The sequence below is a fragment of the Microcoleus sp. PH2017_28_MFU_U_A genome (assembly GCF_020738035.1).
Lineage (GTDB): Bacteria > Cyanobacteriota > Cyanobacteriia > Cyanobacteriales > Microcoleaceae > Microcoleus.
In genome coordinates, this window is sequence record NZ_JAEQCX010000048.1 from 18,830 (window position 1) to 36,927 (window position 18,098).

The 18,098-nt window shown below is 45.5% G+C and carries 20 protein-coding genes; 14 read left to right on the top strand and 6 right to left on the bottom strand.

The window, feature by feature from the left end:
• Window positions 1-44: 44 nt before the first annotated feature.
• Window positions 45-1,058 (top strand): aromatic ring-hydroxylating dioxygenase subunit alpha, encoded by a 1,014-nt coding sequence (locus JGK14_RS11890; protein WP_293182066.1) that lies wholly within the window; start codon window positions 45-47, stop codon window positions 1,056-1,058.
• 201 nt (window positions 1,059-1,259) lie between these two features.
• A complete protein-coding gene (uraD, locus tag JGK14_RS11895) occupies window positions 1,260-1,766 on the top strand; it encodes a 2-oxo-4-hydroxy-4-carboxy-5-ureidoimidazoline decarboxylase (protein WP_293182064.1) in 507 nt (168 codons plus the stop codon).
• A 13-nt stretch (window positions 1,767-1,779) separates the two neighbouring features.
• Here the strand turns inward: uraD and JGK14_RS11900 are convergent, their stop codons facing one another.
• On the bottom strand, window positions 1,780-1,908 hold the full coding sequence (locus JGK14_RS11900; RefSeq protein ID WP_293182062.1) for a hypothetical protein: 129 nt from the start codon (window positions 1,906-1,908) through the stop codon (window positions 1,780-1,782).
• On the opposite strand from JGK14_RS11900, the gene JGK14_RS11905 reads away from it, so the two are divergent.
• Window positions 1,907-4,168, top strand: coding sequence for an iron uptake porin (locus tag JGK14_RS11905; RefSeq protein WP_325315100.1), 2,262 nt, complete (start codon window positions 1,907-1,909; stop codon window positions 4,166-4,168). The two genes, JGK14_RS11900 and JGK14_RS11905, sit on opposite strands and share 2 nt — an antisense overlap.
• Before the next feature lie 115 nt (window positions 4,169-4,283).
• Here JGK14_RS11905 and JGK14_RS11910 read toward each other — a convergent pair whose 3' ends face one another.
• Window positions 4,284-4,445: a hypothetical protein gene (locus tag JGK14_RS11910; RefSeq protein WP_293182059.1), complete on the bottom strand. Its 162-nt coding sequence runs from the start codon at window positions 4,443-4,445 to the stop codon at window positions 4,284-4,286.
• Window positions 4,446-4,526: 81 nt separating this feature from the next.
• Here JGK14_RS11910 and JGK14_RS11915 point away from each other — a divergent pair, with 81 nt between their 5' ends.
• On the top strand, window positions 4,527-5,234 hold the full coding sequence (locus tag JGK14_RS11915; protein WP_293182057.1) for a GntR family transcriptional regulator: 708 nt from the start codon (window positions 4,527-4,529) through the stop codon (window positions 5,232-5,234).
• Between the two features lie 415 nt (window positions 5,235-5,649).
• Entirely contained in the window at window positions 5,650-6,573 is a 924-nt protein-coding gene (gene puuE, locus JGK14_RS11920; protein ID WP_325315101.1) for an allantoinase PuuE, read from the top strand.
• A 204-nt stretch (window positions 6,574-6,777) separates the two neighbouring features.
• On the opposite strand, the gene JGK14_RS11925 is transcribed toward puuE, so the two are convergent.
• A complete protein-coding gene (locus tag JGK14_RS11925; protein ID WP_293191532.1) occupies window positions 6,778-7,182 on the bottom strand; it encodes an allophanate hydrolase-related protein in 405 nt (134 codons plus the stop codon).
• A gap of 446 nt (window positions 7,183-7,628) precedes the next feature.
• Between JGK14_RS11925 and JGK14_RS11930 the strand changes: the two genes are divergently transcribed.
• The 7 genes from JGK14_RS11930 (at window position 7,629) to JGK14_RS11960 (ending at window position 13,197) form a co-directional block, all read left to right on the top strand.
• Window positions 7,629-8,894, top strand: a complete 1,266-nt coding sequence (locus JGK14_RS11930) for a Zn-dependent hydrolase (RefSeq protein WP_293191530.1) — start codon at window positions 7,629-7,631, stop codon at window positions 8,892-8,894.
• Window positions 8,895-8,918: 24 nt separating this feature from the next.
• Window positions 8,919-9,092, top strand: a complete 174-nt coding sequence (locus JGK14_RS11935; RefSeq protein WP_293224949.1) for a hypothetical protein — start codon at window positions 8,919-8,921, stop codon at window positions 9,090-9,092.
• Between the two features lie 73 nt (window positions 9,093-9,165).
• Window positions 9,166-10,011 (top strand): FecR family protein, encoded by an 846-nt coding sequence (locus JGK14_RS11940; protein WP_293224947.1) that lies wholly within the window; start codon window positions 9,166-9,168, stop codon window positions 10,009-10,011.
• Window positions 10,012-10,014: 3 nt separating this feature from the next.
• On the top strand, window positions 10,015-11,838 hold the full coding sequence (locus JGK14_RS11945) for a CHASE2 domain-containing protein (RefSeq protein WP_325315102.1): 1,824 nt from the start codon (window positions 10,015-10,017) through the stop codon (window positions 11,836-11,838).
• Window positions 11,835-11,993 (top strand): hypothetical protein, encoded by a 159-nt coding sequence (locus JGK14_RS11950; protein WP_293191526.1) that lies wholly within the window; start codon window positions 11,835-11,837, stop codon window positions 11,991-11,993. The genes JGK14_RS11945 and JGK14_RS11950 overlap by 4 nt, the downstream gene beginning before the upstream one ends.
• A 164-nt stretch (window positions 11,994-12,157) precedes the next feature.
• Entirely contained in the window at window positions 12,158-12,655 is a 498-nt protein-coding gene (locus tag JGK14_RS11955; protein WP_293324724.1) for a DUF4365 domain-containing protein, read from the top strand.
• The gene (locus JGK14_RS11960; RefSeq protein ID WP_293324727.1) at window positions 12,652-13,197 is read left to right on the top strand and encodes a hypothetical protein; all 546 of its coding nucleotides are present in this window, start codon (window positions 12,652-12,654) and stop codon (window positions 13,195-13,197) included. Before JGK14_RS11955 ends, JGK14_RS11960 begins: the two co-directional genes overlap by 4 nt.
• A 9-nt stretch (window positions 13,198-13,206) precedes the next feature.
• Here the strand turns inward: JGK14_RS11960 and JGK14_RS11965 are convergent, their stop codons facing one another.
• The gene (locus JGK14_RS11965; RefSeq protein WP_293324730.1) at window positions 13,207-14,223 is read right to left on the bottom strand and encodes a DNA cytosine methyltransferase; all 1,017 of its coding nucleotides are present in this window, start codon (window positions 14,221-14,223) and stop codon (window positions 13,207-13,209) included.
• A 100-nt stretch (window positions 14,224-14,323) separates the two neighbouring features.
• On the opposite strand from JGK14_RS11965, the gene JGK14_RS11970 reads away from it, so the two are divergent.
• A complete protein-coding gene (locus JGK14_RS11970) occupies window positions 14,324-15,610 on the top strand; it encodes a bifunctional folylpolyglutamate synthase/dihydrofolate synthase (protein WP_293218184.1) in 1,287 nt (428 codons plus the stop codon).
• A 5-nt stretch (window positions 15,611-15,615) separates the two neighbouring features.
• Here the strand turns inward: JGK14_RS11970 and JGK14_RS11975 are convergent, their stop codons facing one another.
• Window positions 15,616-16,191: a Uma2 family endonuclease gene (locus JGK14_RS11975; RefSeq protein ID WP_293182033.1), complete on the bottom strand. Its 576-nt coding sequence runs from the start codon at window positions 16,189-16,191 to the stop codon at window positions 15,616-15,618.
• Window positions 16,192-16,327: 136 nt separating this feature from the next.
• Between JGK14_RS11975 and JGK14_RS11980 the strand changes: the two genes are divergently transcribed.
• Complete coding sequence (locus JGK14_RS11980) at window positions 16,328-16,459, top strand: hypothetical protein (protein ID WP_293182031.1); 132 nt, start codon at window positions 16,328-16,330, stop codon at window positions 16,457-16,459.
• A gap of 235 nt (window positions 16,460-16,694) precedes the next feature.
• Here JGK14_RS11980 and JGK14_RS11985 read toward each other — a convergent pair.
• Window positions 16,695-18,098, bottom strand: a 1,404-nt coding sequence (locus JGK14_RS11985; RefSeq protein WP_325315103.1) for a S8 family peptidase, incomplete at its 5' end; no start/stop codon positions are given.

Here is an 18,098-nt window from a genome sequence, read left to right on the forward strand (position 1 = left end):
AAAGAGGGGAGATGTCAAATAATTAATTTAAAATTAAAAAAACCATGTTAGTCACAAAACAACCTGTTTTCAAACGCTTCTGGTATCCCGTTATTCCCGTCGCCGAATTGTCAGGCGAACCAAAACCTTTTGTATTATTAGGTCAGCCGATCGCACTTTGGCTCGATTCTGAAGGCCAACCCGCAGCAGTAGAAGACCGCTGCTGTCACCGCACTGCTAAACTTTCCCTGGGAAAAGTTGTCAGCGGCAACATTTCCTGTGCTTACCACGGCTGGACATTCAACTCGTCAGGAACTTGTGTCAGTGTTCCACAACAGCCAAACGGCTCGATTTCTGGCAACTACAAAGTAAAATCTTATCAGGCTTGCGATCGCTACGGATACGTTTGGGTTTGTTTGGACGAACCAATCGCCGAGATTCCCAATATTCCCGAAGCAGCAGACCCCAACTACCGCCAAATTCACGAATTTTACGAACCTTGGAATTGTGCGGGATTGCGGGTGATGGAAAACGAATTAGATATGGCTCATCCTACTTTTGTACATACCGCAACTTTCGGCAGCGAAGAGCATCTCACGCCCGATGTGATGGAGTTTACAGAAACAGAATGGGAACTGCATTACCGAAGTGTTTTGGGTGTCGCTAATCCCGCCGAACAACAGCAAAACTTAAACATAGAGCAAGCTGAAACCGTGCGGACAATAGACGGAATTTGGTTTCTACCGTTTACCGTCAAGCTGCGGATTGCTTACCCAAACGGACTCGTTCACATCATCGTCAATACCATGACTCCGATTGACGATGCGACTTCTCAAATGGTGCAGTTTTGCCTCCGGAACGATACCGAAAATGAGGCAAAAACCAGCGATATTATTGCCTTCGATCGCGCTGTTACTTTAGAAGACAAGCGGATTTTAGAAACAACAGATTGGGACGTACCGCTCGACATCGCCCAAGAGCAACATATGCTGACAGATAAGCCGGGAATCATCATCCGCCACAAAATTGCTGCACTTCTAAAAGCCCACGGCGAAGTCGAACAAACTAAAGTCAGTTGACAGTTGACAGTTGACAGTTGACAGTTGACAGTTGACAGTTGACAGTTGACAGTTGACAGTTGACAGTTGACAGTTTGTAGATGTAGGGTGCGTCGCCATCGAAAATCCCTAAAAAAGATCGACAATCTCACAGCGACGCACCTGACCAACTTCTTTGGTAGCAATATTTTTTAGAAATGGTATTAATTAATTTAATTAGCAATGCAATACTCTCTCATTGAACTCAACGAAATGAGCCAGGAGACATTTACAGAAGCCTTGGGCGCGATTTTTGAACGCACTCCCACAGTCGCCCGTTGCACTTGGGACGATCGCCCTTTTGCCTCCACAGCCGACTTGCGCGCTAAAATGGTAACAGTCGTCAATTCCATGACTGGGGAAGAAAAATTAGCATTAATTCAAGCACACCCGGACTTGGGAAGCAAAGCAAAAATGGCTGTAGCATCGGTTAACGAACAAGCCGGCGCAGGTTTGGATCGGCTATCTGTCGCAGAGTTCGATCGCTTGCAATCCCTCAACCGATCGTACCGCGAAAAGTTCGGTTTTCCCTTCATTGTGGCGGTGAAAAACCAGACAAAAACCAGCATTCTTGAAGCATTTGAGCGCCGCCTCAACAATTCCCCAGAAACTGAAATGCAGCAGGCTTTAACAGAAATCTATGAGATTGCGCGGTTTCGCCTTGAGTCGGCTATTGGGAAAGAGGATTGAAGTCCTCACTACGTTAACTGCGGGAAAATGCCCGCAAAAATGCCGTCAGAATTGCTGGCACTGTACCAATGCCAAACCACAGCGCAAACAGTGGCACTAAAATGCTACTTTTGGTACAGTATTGAATCCAAGTGAGGCTCATGTCTAAATTTTTATATTTCCAAATCCTAGTGACAGCAACACCCTCACTATTTTGTATTAGCCTGCTGCATTCTCCGGCAAGCTCTGCTGCGGAAGTTTCCTATAATAAAACTCAAGAAATAATAGCCTCGCCAGGCGACTTACCGCTGGTTGATGCCGCCCAGTCACAAAGTGCGTTAGCGAAGCCCTCGAAGAGGATCGCCCAAATTGAAACAGCGGCAAATCCCGCATCAACGCCAGAAACAATCGCTGATGCCAAACCACAAAAGCCAGAAAAAGCCGAGAGTATTTCCCTCACAACAAACAGCGAAAAAACAGCAGTAAATTCTCAACAAAACGATGTCACCCAGACAAATATAACAACAGAACAATCCCGTACATTACCAGTTGCGCTAGAGCCAAATTCCACAAAAACAAAGCCTGCACAAACCCTAGAACTAACTGCCGATATTTCAGCGAAACCAACAACAAACAAAGAATCGGAAGTCGCCGCAACTTCCCAACCAAATAATCTGCAACCGACAGATACAGCAACTCAAAAAACCAGCGAATCAAACCTCTTATCAGAATCAATTCAAACCCCAGAAAAACCAGCGCCGACAAACATCACCCAAGTCCAGGCAGACAGCTTAGAAGCAACCGATACTTCCGCCTCGCCGGAGATGGAACAAGTCACATCAGTTTCCCAACTCAGCGACGTTAAACCCACAGATTGGGCATTTGGCGCGCTGCAATCATTAGTAGAACGCTACGGCTGCATAGCTGGATATCCCGACGGCACTTATCGCCCAAATCGAGCCATGACTCGCTACGAATTCGCCGCCGGTTTGAATGCGTGCCTCGATAAAGTTGCTGAGTTGGTAACAGCAGGAACCTCGAATTTAGTTAAAAAAGAGGATTTACAGAAACTCCAGAGACTACAAGAAGAATTTGCCGCAGAACTAGCAACGCTGCGCGGTAGAATCGATGTATTAGAAGCTCGCACGGCGAATTTAGAATCGAATCAATTCTCAACTACCACAAAACTCAATGCGACGGTTTGGTTCAACCTCACCTCAGCATTTCCGACTGGCGATATCACCGCAGAACGCAGCCGCACCGCCCCCGGAAGCCCGTTTGCTGCCCCAACTCGCGATGCTAACAATCGACCGACTCGCGTTGAGCGCGGGCAGCCTGAAACTACTTTTAGTTACTATGCTTTCCTGACGCTAAACACTTCGTTTACTGGCAAAGATTCCCTGGTAACTCAGTTGGTTTTCGGCAACGGCAACTCGCCTGCAAACGAATTAGTTTCGGCGGGCTTTTACAACTCGTGGGGAAGTCCTTTTTTAGATCAAACTGGTGCGCCAACGGCTAATGCTGTGGGAATTCGCGAGATGTCCTACACGTTTCCCGTCGGAGATAAAGTCCAAGTTGCGATCGGGCCGCGATTGAATTATTATCGATATTTTGATGGCAACCGTTTCACATTTTATCTGAAAGGGGCAACGAGTTTTAACTCGAACGGAAGTACACTGTTAAATGCAGTCGATCGCGGTTCTGGTGCTGTTGTCAGTTGGCAAGTTGCCAAGCCGCTGAAGTTGACGGCTGCTTATATGGCTGAAAATACAGAATTTTTGAATCCTGCTGTATTTAATACTGCTAGCAATCCCAGGGATGGTTTGTTTAACAGTTCCAACACAATGACAGCGCAGTTGGAATACGCCCCCAGCAATTCTTTCAATCTGCGGCTGATTTACGCGCGATCGAGCCTCAAACCTTATAATGGATTTATTGGCGGTGCTGTGGGCGAACCGCTGCCTTACGGTTATGCGGATGACGGTTTTGGGGGAAGAGTTAGAGACTCCGGTGCTGATACTTTTGTGGTTAATTTTGATTGGTTGTTGAGCCGGAATTTTGGTTTGTTCGGGCGGTATTCCTACGGCCAACTTGAGGTAAATCCGGTAAATCGCGATCGCTCTGGCGGAGACATTAAAGTACAATCTTTTCAAGTTGGCATTGGATTTCCGGATCTGGGAAAAAAGGGCGCGCTGGGTGTACTTTCATTTGTGGTTCCCCACGATTATATCTCGGGTCGCAGGTTCTTGCTCTCGGGCGGCGGCAATGGAGGTACTCAGTACGAGGTAGAGGGTTCGTATTATTACCCGATTACTAATAATATTGCGATCGTCCCGGCATTCTACGCTATCTTTAATGCCAACAATTTTGATGGCAATCCCACCGTGTTTGTGGGCAATCTTCGCACTCAGTTCAGCTTCTGAGCGAACAAGCAAGATGCCTGTTCCACAAGGAATAAATTTTATGGTGGAACAGGCATCCTGCCTGTTATTGAGAATGGTTGACAAACCTCTAATGTGCTGTATGATTAATAATGAGTCAGCCAAAGTCATTTAATATCAATTCCGGCTGCATCGGAATTATTAGCTGCCAAAATGAGGAGACGGCTTGGCCTTTGTCCCTACAATCAATCTGGGGTAGGGACAAAGGCCAAGCCGTCTCCTCTATATCATTCCGGCGCAGCCGGAATTGATATAACATAACAACCTGAGATATGAGGCTGAATCAACAATCTTTAACAATAGCAAACCAACTCTATTTAAAACTTAAGGACAACTGACTTTGGGTCTTTCATTTCGCGCGATTCGCCGCACTCAATCTCTGCACGAACAGACTTATCAAGCTCTCCGAACTGCTATCCTGTCGGGGGAATTAGTGGCTGGAGAACGCTTGATCGAAACTCAACTGGCAGATATGCTCAACGTCAGCCGGACTCCGGTGAGAGAGGCTTTGTGCGAACTGCAACGTGAAAATTTAGTTACGGCAGATCCGCATCACGGATTGCGCGTCGCTACGCTGTCGATCGCAGATGCAGCAGATCTTTATGATTGTCGGATTGCTTTGGAACAGCTATCGGTAGCCGAGACCTGCCAAAATGCGACACCGGCTCAAGTTCAACAATTGGAAGCGATTGTGTTGCAGGCAGAAAGTACGACATATTTGCGATCGGGCGAATTGACAAATTATCAATTGCTTTACGCTGACTGCCAATTTCACCGCTTGCTAGCCCAAAGTTCCGGCAATCCTTGGTTAGTAACTTTATTAGATCAGGTATTTGACAAAATGATATTAGTGCGGCTTCGCACGATGGAATACAATCCCGGAGTATTGGAAATCCGCAGCGAACACCGTCGCATTTTTCAAGCTGTCATCGAACAAAATCCCGTCGCAGCAGCCGCAGCAATTCAAGAACATTTAATTGCCAGTAAAGCGCGGGTAATTAAAGAAATTCAGGAGATAGAAGGGAAACAGTTGACAGTTGACAGTTGACAGTTGACAGTTGACAGTTGACAGTTGACAGTTGTTAATCAAAAAAAACTGAAAACTGATAACTAACAACTGTAGTTCGCGATCGCACTTGCGCCCTCACAAACCCGGTTTCTTACTATATTTCTCGTTCCCGAAGAGCAAAACTCGTAGAAACCGGGTTTCGACGCACCGATGCGTAATCAATGAACAGACAACAGTCAAGTGTCAACTCTTCTCTAAGCAACCGGGCAAGCTGTCCACTGCCAACTATCAACTGTAAACTATAGCAATCCTAATTGATTTTCTAGATCTCAAAAACCTGAAGATCTTACTATACAAGGAGTCGAGGAAGACAAGCGGGCGTTGTTTTGTGAGAATCAGATCGGATTACTATATCAACTGTCAACTATCAACTGTCAACTGTCAACTGTTATATATGCCAGTAAATTATCCGCGAGACTTAATCGGTTACGGGCAAAATCCCCCCGATCCTCAATGGCCGGATCGATCGCGCATAGCACTGCAATTTGTGATCAATTACGAAGAAGGTGGAGAAACCTGCATCCTGCACGGCGACGGTTATTCGGAAACATTTCTGTCAGAGATTGTCGGCGCCGAACCCCTATCGGGACTGCGCCACATGAATATGGAATCCTGTTACGAATACGGCAGTCGGGCCGGTTTGTGGCGTCTGCATCGGATGTTTACTTCTCGGAAGATACCGGTGACTGTTTACGGCGTGGCGATGGCGTTAGAAAGGCATCCCGAAGCCGTTGCAGCGATGTTGGAGGCCGATTGGGAAATTGCCAGCCACGGCTACCGCTGGATTGATTATAAGTATTTTGGGGAAGAGGCGGAACGGGAACACTTGCACAGGGCGATCGCCATTCACACGCAAGTTACCGGCAGCCGTCCCCTCGGCTGGTATACGGGACGCACGAGCCCGCACACCCGCAAGCTAGTAGTGGAAGAAGGGGGTTTTCTCTACGATGCCGACAGCTATGCGGATGACTTGCCTTACTGGGTGTACGAGTGCGATCGACCTCACTTGGTAATTCCTTATACTCTTGACAATAACGATATGCGGTTTGCGACGAGTCAGGGGTTTAACTCTGGGGATCAGTTTTTTGCTTACCTACGCGATGCTTTTGATTTACTCTACGCCGAGGGCGAGATTGCACCCAAAATGATGAGTGTGGGGCTGCACTGCCGCTTGACGGGGAGGCCTGGGCGGGCGGCAGCTTTGGCGCGTTTTTTGGATTATGTACAGCAGCATGAGAGGGTTTGGATATGCCGCCGCATTGATATTGCCCGACATTGGCATGAATATCATAAACCGATGGTTTCTAAGAAGGACTGAAGTCCTTACTACGAACCTGGGAGGACTGAAGTCCTTACTACGAACCTGGGAGGACTGAAGTCCTGACTGCTGACATCTTGCACCCATGTCAAGAACAGGCAAGATGCCTGTTCCACAAAGGGTGAGTTTGATTCTGGGGTGTCTCGCCCGTGGGGTGGGCGTCTCGCCCGCCCGTAAAAGGCTGATTGCAAATGGTGCAAGATCTCAGTAGTGCGAAATTGCTTTGTAAGCGGCCCATCCACCGCGATCGGAAATATCTTCCCATTGGTATTTCTCTACTAACTCGCGGGGGTAGAAGAAAGCGGTTAATACTTCCCCGTCTTCCAAAATCACATCGGATGGATACATATGTGGGGGTTCTCCGGCTGCAAGCTGTTCAAAGTCTGCGACAGTTAATTCGTACACTTCTCCCGGAATTGATACGCCTCCGGTAGCCACTTCGTAAATTGCAGGATGCCAGCCATTTTCTGCGGAGTACAAGCGGTAAATCGGACGAGTTTTGGCTTCTCTAATGAACTTTGCTTCTCCCAGGTTGCTGTTGTCTGGCTGACCCCGCAGGGCGGAACCGCAAATGAATACTCGTTTGCTTACAATTGGTGTTTGACTCATAAGTAGAAGGAAGAAGGAAGAAGGAAGAAGGAAGAAGGAAGAACGAAGAAGGAAGGAGGTAGAAGGTAGGAGGTAGAAGGAAGAAGGCTATAAAGGCTATAAAGGCTATAAAGGCTATAAAGGCTGCGCCAGCGGGTAAACAGAAGACATACAGGCCAAGATTTTTAGCGATCGGTATTTTACGTTTAATTAGGTGGATTGACTCATATCACCCGATCGATAAAAATGTACTTGTTTCTACAGTTAAATCGCTGCGATCGCTTTATGCTGCGTGCTGTATTTTGATTGCAGCAGTTTAAGTGCTACAGCCGATCGCCTGTTGTAGGCAAAACTACATTATTTTACAGATTTAACCTGTCTGGGATACATTCTACAATAATCAGTTAAATGATTAATAATACAAGAGCGATCGCATCATTAAATTTCCCAGAATAGGAGAATGTAACATGACAGTTAGGCTAGCACTTTCAGTCAACGGTTCGCGCCTCAACAGCAGCATTGCCCAACTCGCCCAAATCGGCAAACTGCCGGGAGGAGGTGTCAGTCGGGTAGCTTTTACCAAAGAAGATTTGCTGGCGCGCAAACTTGTTGAGTCTTGGATGCGAGAAGCAGGGATGACTGTTCGGATTGACGCGGCCGGAAATACAATTGGCAGATATCCCGGATTGCGCGAAGGTGCCGCACTAGCAACCGGTTCTCACATTGATACTGTTCCTACGGGGGGGCATTTCGACGGAGTTTTGGGAGTTTTGGCAGGAATTGAAGTCGTGCGGGTGTTGCGCGAAAACGGCCTGCGCTTGGAACACGCCATTGAGACGATCGTATTTACCGACGAAGAAAGCACCGTTATCGGCTGCAAAGCGATGGCGGGAAATACAGTCAACAACCCCGAATATTACCGTCGCAGCGATGCCACTTCCATCCAAACTTGTTTAGCACAAATTGGCGGAGATTGGTCAAAAATTGCGGAGGCAAAACGCCATCCCAAAGAAATAGCTGCTTTTGTGGAATTGCACGTCGAACAAGGAGGTGTTTTGGAAAGTACGGGCGACTGTATAGGAGTAGTCAAAGGAATTGTCGGACAGTACCGCCTGGGAGTGAGAGTAACGGGCAGCCCCAATCATGCTGGATCGACGCCCATGCACGCCAGAAAGGATGCGCTGGTAGCGGCTTCCCAAATGGTATTAGCAGTCAACAAGCTAGCAGTAGAAACACCCGGAGAACAAGTGGCAACGGTAGGTTACTTAACTGTGTGGCCGAATGCTACGAATACTGTACCGGGAAAAGTCGAGTTTAAAATCGACTTGCGCGATTTGTCTGAAACTAATTTGGAACAGTTGTTAGCTAAAATGAAATTGGAGTTTCAAGCAATAGCCTCTGCCACCCAAACCGAAATCGAAATAACTCAATTGCTGCACGTACAGCCAACACTAGCAGCACCAAAGATTCAGAATGCAATTGTAGAAGTTTGTCAAGAATTAGGGTTTAGTTACAGGCATTTAATTAGCCGGGCCGGACACGACGCCCAAGAAATCGGACGCTTTACCGATATGGGGATGATTTTCGTGGCTTCTCGGGGCGGCATCAGCCATGCAGAAGATGAGTATACTTCGCCAGAACAGTGTACTCAGGGGGCGAATGCGCTGCTGCAAACCTTCCTAAAGCTCGATCGGCTGTATGCTGCTAAGGGCGATCGATTCATGGAGTTGTAACGCATCATTAAAATGTGATAATAAGTGACTGCCGAGCATCTAAAAAATACGCCAATATTATCCGTTTCTAGATTTCAAGAAGGGTTGGCGATTGCCTCAAGGGCGATTGCCTTTGAGGCAATCGCCCTAATAGTCAAGCGGGGTGCGATCGTAGTTGTGTCCGCACTACATATATTGTGTCTGCGTAAATCCTGTTAGGAATGAAATTTTCCTGAGAAGTTACCGAAAGAATAGTAGTATAAATAGTAGTCTTGGCTAAATATTTTTTGTGATGAAATTAAATCTGTCTAAAATTTCTAAATGGGTAGCAATCCTATTTACTACTATTTTAATCACTTTCGCCTTACCTTTGCTGGCTAGGGAGATTCAACTGCCGGGGAGTCGGTGGGTAGAAGTACGGCAAGTTAGGGGAAGCGTAACATATCAAGGCAGACCAGCAAAAGTGGGCGATCGCCTGACAACAGCCGGCCAGCAAATCTCCACAGGCAAAAACTCTAGCGCGGTTTTAGCGGTAGACACTGGCATCGCTACGATTAATCTAGCAGAATTAAGCACCGTCCAAGTTAAAGGTCTGTCCGTTGCTGTCAATGGAGGTAGAGTTACCTTGCTGTCAGTCCCCGCAGGATTGGCAAGAGTTTCGGCCCGACGCTTGACTAACGCCAATTCGCGCCTAGAAATTAACAGCCCAGCGGGAGTTGTGGGTGTCAGGGGGACTGAGTTCGCCGTGGGTGTTGGCCCAGAGGGAAAAGCCGCAACTGCCTTATTTGAGGGGAAGGTTGACGCTAGCGCTCAAGGGCAAACTGTGAAGATAGAAAAGGGCTATGCTTCCGTCACTTTTCCCGGCAATCCTCCCAATCCACCCCAGGCATTCAAAGAAAATCTGAACTATGAATTGATCAGTTTATCAGCCATCAGTCAAGACAAAGTTCGATGCATTTGTACTGTCGATCCGCTGAATTTAGTGTATTTAAACGGCCAACCCTTAAAGATGGATCGAACAGGTAAAATCGACGAGATAGTGCCGAGACCAGCTAACTCTGACTACTGGCTAGTTGTTCGCAGTCCGGTGGGAAATGAGGTGTCTTATGAACTCGGTGCTAGTTTACTTAAGAAATAGATAATGACTCAATTAATAATCCCTCGTTTGCGAGTTTTTTTTACCCGCAGCCAATCCTTACTGCCGGGGGTTGCTGCTGCTCTTATTTCCTTGGGCGCGTTGCATTTGGGTGGCTGGAAACCGCTGGAACAACTCGGATCTAACAGCCTGTTTCAACTTCGCGAAAGTCGAATTTTACCCAAACCTATTTGGGATAAACGAGTAGTAGTCATTGCCATAGACGAAGCAAGTTTAAGAAAGTTGGGGAGATTTCCGTTTTCGCGCGATCGCTACACTCAATTATTACAAGCCCTTTCCCCTGCTAAACCCGCAGTCGTTGGTTTCGACATTATTTTTGCCGAATCCAGTCCCCAAGATGACCAACTTGCAGACGCTATGAGTGCAACAGGTAATGTAGTGTTAGCTAAGGCTTGGGATGACCGAGGAAAACCGCTACCAATTGTACCAACTTTAGAAGCCGCAGCCGCCGATCGAGGTCATATTTTCCATAAGTCAGACACAGATGGAATCGGTCGTCAAGCCACGCTGTGGTTGCGAGATATTCCCTCATTGGGAATTGCCATGCTGCGAGTTTACAACGCCGACAAGCAACCGCAATCTGGAGGGCTAGAAAAGTTTTTATCACCGCCTAATAACGGCAGTCTAGAATTTTACAGTGCAGGGATAAATTGGCCTGGGAAAACGCAATTTATACCGACTTATTCGTTTGCTGATGTTCTGGAAGGTAAAATTACCAAAGATGCTTTTAAAGACAAATTGGTATTAGTAGGTACGACGGCAACAGGTTTAGATCCCTTGCGGACTCCTTTAAATCAAATTTCACCCACCAGTGGGATTTACCTTCATGCCGCAGTTATCGATAACTTGCTAAATAACCGACTGCTGCAACCTTTACCTGGCTGGACAAGTTGGCTGATATTACTTTTAATTGGGCCAATTACTAGCGGAATATTATCGAAATCTGGGCCCAGGGGACGAATTGCGATCGCTATCCTTTTCCCTCTAATCTGGTATGCAGTTTCTTTCTTATTATTTACGTTTAATTCTCTACTAATGCCCATTGCTGCACCGATTGGTACGATCGTCTTAGCTGGAATTGGACTGCAACTGCGAGAACAACAAGAGAAACAACAATTAATGAGCCTATTTGAAAAATACATGGCAAAAGAAACTGCTGAATTAATTTGGCAGCGAAAAGACGAAATCTTTAAAAATGGCGAACTGCAACCGCAAGAAATGGTCGCTACGGTTTTATTTATGGATATTCGAGGGTTTACTAGCATTTCCGAGCAACTATCTCCAGATGAATTGATGCCTTGGCTAAATCTATATTTAAATGCCATGAGTGAGTGTATTATGAATCACGGCGGCGTGATCGATAAATATATTGGCGATGCAATTATGGCAATATTTGGCATTCCCTTTCCTCATACTAAACCTGAAGAAATCAAACAGGACGCTCAAAATTGTATTGCCGCTTGTTTGGATATGTCAGAACGATTGAAAGAATTAAATCAGAAGTTTCAAAGGGAAGGAAAGCCAAAAATTGAATTCGGAGTTGGCATTCATACAGGGTCGATTATTGCTGGAACTGTCGGCGGCGGGAATCGATTAAATTTTTCGGTTTTAGGAGATACTGTGAATATTGCCGCCAGGTTAGAACCAATGAATAAAGATATTAAAGAAGACAATCCTTATCGAGTATTAATAACAGGAGAAACCTGGGAATTGGTGAGCGATAGCTACGAAGCAAAACCCGTTAAGAGTATTCAATTAAGAGGCAGAAAACAAGAAACAACTATTTGTGCGCTTGTTGGCAAAAAATGAAGATGATTTTCGTGGCTTCTCGGGGCGGCATCAGCCATGCAGAAGATGAGTATACTTCGCCCGAACAGTTTACTCAGGGGGCGAATGCGCTGCTGCAAACCTTCCTAAAGCTCGATCGGCTGTATGCTGTGTATGCTGCTAAGGGCGATCGATAATCTGCGTTCAAAGCGATGTATGGTGCGTGACAGCGAATAGATTTGTGCGGTAGTATAAGAACTCAGCATTCACGCACCGCAACTTTATATAATAGCAGAGTTTTTTAGCTAAATTGATATTATATCTAGGACTTCGAGTTACCATATAAAAAATACAAGCCAGCGTGGATATCAACCAACAAAAAGAACAATTTAGCAACACCTACCTGCAAGCCATCGCCAGCGTTGCAGGCTATTCTCTTTACAAACCATTTGTAGACGACGATAGCGTAGACTGGGGAATTGCTGCCAAAGGAGGGACAGGTAGCATCCGAGCACCTCGCTTAGAATTGCAGTTAAAATCGACATCAAGGGATGTTCGAGAAAATAACTCGATTCGCTACCCTCTCAAACTCAAAAACTACGATGACTTGAGAATAGATGACTTCGCCGTACCCCGAATTTTAGTTGTCATTTTAATCCCCGAAACAATAGCAAACTGGTTAACTCAGTCAGAAACAGAAACCTGCATGAATAACTGCGGATATTGGATATCCCTGCGGGGAATGCCAGAAACACAAAACACCACCGCTGTCACAGTCACTATACCGAGAACTAATCAATTTACAGTCATCGCCCTTCAGTCAATTATGGAGGGGATTAGCCAAGGAGTTCAACCATGAAAGTCACATTCCAAGATAGCGAAACCCTCCAAACAGTCAACCTAAATCAAGTTAGAAATTACCTGCAAATTCACGGGTGGAATGAAGACAAACCTTTCTTAGAAAATGCCACACTTTGGCACAAACCAGTCGCCGGAGAGGAATTTGAAATATTACTCCCCAACCAACAAAATCTCGGAGATTATGGTGCCCGAATCCGGGAGATAATCGAAATATTAGAATCCGTAGAAAATCGATCGCAAAGTGAAATTTTAGCAGACTTAATTACCGCGCTTCCCAATACAACTATTCAGGGAGTTGTGATGCAAATTCACACGCCCAACGCCGACAAACTAAGTGGCGAAATTACCTTGTTAGGCGTGATTTGCGACAAATTACAGAAAATTAAAACCGAACTTGCAGACAAAGATTATATCCTCGCTATCAAAGCTTATCAAGAACGCTTGCCTTTCATCTGTACGGGAGATTTGATCAAAGAAAATCAAACCTTTACTCTGAAAAATCCCCGCAACTTTACTCTAGATGATTTATGGCAAAATTAACAGATAATGTTACAGGAGTGAGAGCGCGGGAACTCTTGGCACCGCCCCTACAGAACAAATATCCGCATAAATCTTACTTGCTAAAACTCTAGCCAAATTAACAGGTACGGCATTCCCAACCATTTTGTAGCCGTCAGCAATATACTTGTACTTGAAAATAAAGTCATCCGGGAAAGTCTGAACTCGCGCACACTCTCGCACAGAAAGCCGACGGTAAGGCTGAGGCGAATTCGGATCGAAAATGCGCTGATCTTTGCCAACTAAAATCATTTTACTAGCTTGAGGGTGCAAAGGCGCGTGTCTGCCGCTGGCCTGAATTGTAAAGGAAGGTTCACCCCAACTTCTAACTCGATTCCGCGACATATAAATGCTGGAAAACCCCAAATCTGCACATTCGTGATTCGCGACAGAATCGTGATAATTATCTAATTTACCATGAACTAGAATTGGTTCAGCCTGCAAATCGAAAATCGCATCTTGCAGCGTCAAAACCTCGGTTCCAGGTGCGGGAAACTCAAAACCAAAACCCAGATCCTGACGATAACCGATCACAATCACCCTTTGCCTATCTTGGGGAACACCAAAATTTTTAGCATTCACCAACTTGAACGAAACCCGATACCCAAGTTCCTCAAACTGCGATAATATATAAGTGAAAGCATCCTGATTTCTGGGCGCTAAGATGCCGCTAACATTCTCAGCTAAAAAAAACAAAGGCTGCTTGTCTCGGACAATTCTAATATACTCCCAAAAAAGCTGACCCCGAGAATCATCAATTCCCCGTTTCGCGCCCGCCGCACTCCAACTTTGACACGGAGGCCCGCCAATAATCCCAATACAGTCAGGAATTTCAGCAGAATTGATTTTTCGGATATCTCTGCGATCTAAAATAGTTTCAGGATGGTTAAACTCGTAGGTATCCCAAATAGTGCGATCGTACTCATTAGCCCAAACCGGATTAAACCCAGCCCAGCGAAAACCCAAATCCAAGCCACCGCAACCCGAAAACAAAGAAATAATATTCATACTCGTCAACATCTGTCTCTTTTCTTCCTTCGCGCTATTTGCGTCTTCGCGGTTCGTAAAAAAATCAATTCACAAACAAATATAACACTTATAATCCTCAATGAATGCAAACTCCATCCTCAAATCATACCAACACTTCGGCGTCCACCTCGGCCTCGAAAGAATTCACCAACTCCTCGAAAAACTCGACAACCCCCACAAACAAGTACCCATTATCCACGTTGCCGGCACAAATGGCAAAGGTTCCGTTTGCGCTTATCTCTCATCCGTACTCACGGCGGCAGGTTATCGAGTCGGGCGCTACACATCGCCGCACTTAATCGATTGGACAGAAAGAATTTGTATCAACCAAAAACCAATTTCTCCAATAGCATTGCAAGACTGTTTAGAAAAAGTTGTCCGCGCTGCTGAAGGTAATACGGAAACTCCGACTCAATTTGAAATCATCACCGCCGCAGCTTGGCTGTATTTCGCCGAACAAAAAGCAGATATTGCAGTGATTGAAACCGGATTGGGCGGTAGATTAGACGCGACTAATGTTTGCGAAACTCCGCTTGTGAGTGTGATTACTTCTATCAGTCTCGAACACTGGCAAATCCTCGGCCCGACTGTCGCTGATATTGCTGGGGAAAAAGCGGGAATTATTAAATCAAAGTGTCCGGTAGTTGTCGGAGAGTTGCCGGAATCTGCTAGATTAGTAGTAGAAAAACGCATTCAAGAATTAGGTTGTCCGGCTGTTTGGGTAAAACCTGCGGTGGATTTAAAAGACGGATTTGCAGAATATTATCCAAGTCCAGAAATCGGCGTTAATTCTGATTTTTCTGGTGTTAAAATAAGATATAAATTGCCATTGCTGGGACAAGTTCAATTAATGAATTCGGCGATCGCACTTGCAACTCTCCACACTCTGCAAAACCTAGGATGGCAAATCTCCCAAAGTGCGATCGCACAAGGAATCGCCCAAACCCAATGGCCGGGTAGACTTCAGCAGGTAACTTGGAACAACCGCAACATCCTGATTGACGGCGCGCACAACCCTGCTGCTGCGATCGCCCTGCGCGAATATGTAGACAATCTTACCGCTTCCCCGTCGCCGATTAACTGGGTAATCGGGATTCTCGCGACGAAAGACTGCGATGATATTTTACAAGCATTACTCAAAAAGGGCGATCGGCTTTATCTCGTTCCCGTACCCGATCAAAACTCAGCATCCCCCACAGAATTAGCCGCCATTGCTGAAAATATCTGCCCTGAATTAACTCTCACTCAAGCTTTTCCCGACTTAACAACAGCTTTAGATGCGGCTGTTACCGACGAAAACCTCACAATCCTGTGCGGTTCACTTTATCTAGTCGGCTATTTTCTGCAACAACAATCTCAAACTTAAACGCATCAGGATTGTGTTTCTTCCTCTGTAAAAATGGGAGGCCATAATTCCGAAACGGGCAATTCCCAACCGGGAAAAAGCTCTGGTACTGTTAAAATATCGCCATTTGCTAAAATAGTCGGTTCACCAGTCGATCGATAAATTGCCACTGTTTCCTCATCAGGATCGATCAGGATGCCGACAACCGCACCCAGCTCTATAAACTTCAAAACCTTAGTTTCTATAGCCTTAATGCGATCGCTTTGAGATTTAATCTCAACCACCAAATCGGGAACAAGTTCACCAAAATAACGCGGACTTTGGCGCAAGCGGGCCGCCCGCACAAACGAAACATCTGGCGCTTTGACGTTGGTATTCGGCATGATGAAACCGCCTGCGGAGTCAAACACTCTCCCCAAGCGGCGTGGATTTATCCAAGCGAAGAGAAAGGCGATGAGACGGCTACTGATTTCACTGGATACAATGTCTGATGGGCCCATAACTGAAATTTTCCCGTCTTCTAGTTCAATTGTGTAATCTAAACCCGCTTCGGAAAAAAGGGTCTGAACTTGGTTTAAATCTTTGACTGTCATCGCTGTCATAAAAGTTTTCTCCCATTATTCAGTTGAATCTTAATTCTAACATAACTCAGAATTTACAACAAATGAATAATTTAAAAGGCGACAAAACACACAATATAATATATTACAATATAATTATCGAATTAAAATAAACCAAATGACCACTACATCCAAAAAGGAACCAACCTTGGTAGATGTAATTGAGAAACTGGACAAGCTATCGACAGATGTAGATAAGCTATCGAGGGATTCCGAGAAATTTAACGATCGCTTTTCTAACTACCAGTAAGCAACTCAGTGGGTAGTACAACTTGCTTTCACTTTAATTGCTAGTGCCACTATTACAGTGATTATCACTTCGGTGCTGCGGAAGTAAGAAATTCAGGGAGAAGCCAGAAACCGGGTTTTTGACGACAATATTTCGCCACAGCCCTCAGATTATGAAAAACCCGGTTTCTTGGGCATTGATGCACATCGCACTTTTCACCTCAATAAGGGCGATTCACGCTCGGGATACCTGCGCTTCACGCCCTTTCGATAGCTTGGAGAAGCATCCAGGGCGATCGCACGGGATTGTTCAGCGTTCCTCCTTCTGTTAAAATATCTAAACCTTTGCCATTTCCCGAATAATCTGTCACTTGACCACCCGATGATGCACCGACGCTGATGATATTGTCAAACTGAAGGGATGCTTTGCCTAAAGCTGATATTTCTTGGGGATTATTGCCAGCAGGAACGACAACAACGATGTGATTTTTGCGAGCGTATTCTAGGGCATTTTCTTCGGCTTCTGTCAGTTCGTAGCGAGAAACTATTTTGCCGCTAACATCAACTTGAGTTAGTTCAAAACTAATGTTAACAACTGCATTGAGTCGATCGGATTTTTTGGCGTTATCGACAAATTCAATTAAGGATTCTGCCCAACTGTTATTGCCACTAGCCCTACCTAACCAAATCGGTGCTTCATTGTTAATGCCGTCGATGCCTTTGCTATTATTTTGAGTGGCGGCAATTAAGCCTAAAACATGAGTTCCTTGTTCGCTGCCTTCACCGGATTGAATTAAGGGATTATCATCATTAGCAATGCGGTCTTTTCCGAGAGTAATGCGGCTGTAGTCTATGTCGAAATTATTGGCATTAAATCCTGTACTAATAATACCGACTAAGGGTTGAGATGCTTTTGAAAAAGGGAATGAGGTAGTCGTTGTGACTGGATTCGAGCCGATATTCTGTGCATAATTTGTGGGTTCTGTATTGGTTTTTTCTTGACTATTTGTGGCTATTATGCTGGTTGCATTTGGTGCGACAGGTTGAGTTATCGGAGCAACTTCTTGAATAGAAATTGCTGGCTGGCTGTTGGTAGAAATTGCTGGTTTAGCTAATTCTGGTATTGCCGTTACTGGCTTGCTATCTGTCGCAATTGATTGATTGACAGTCGAAAGTTCTTGAGGATAAATATTTGGCTTGCTTTCGTGGACTATCGGCTGAAAAATTTTACCAGATGCTTGAGTAGAAATTGCTGGTTGTTCATCGGTTTTAGGGCTGAGAGTAACAGCAGGTTGTGGTTGATTTATCTTGGTTTCTGTCTCAACGGTTGAAATGTTTTTAGGCGCAGGTTGAGGTGCAATTGCTTGAGATTCGATTTCAACTGATTTCGTTACAGTTTTATCTGAAGCTGGTGCATCTTTTGTGGTAGTAGAAATAGGGGTTGCGATCGCCTCTTTTTCTTCTTTTATTGTCAACGGATCGATGACTGTTGGAGATGAAGTCACCGAATCGGTTTTGACAGACTCATTCGGAGTGGAAGTCAGTACGATCGCCAATTTCTCATCTTCAGCCTTCACCTCAGACACGACAGCCTTGTCTGAAACCGGCAAATCCTTGGTAGAAGTATCGATCGAATCTTCAGCCTTCACCTCAGACACGAC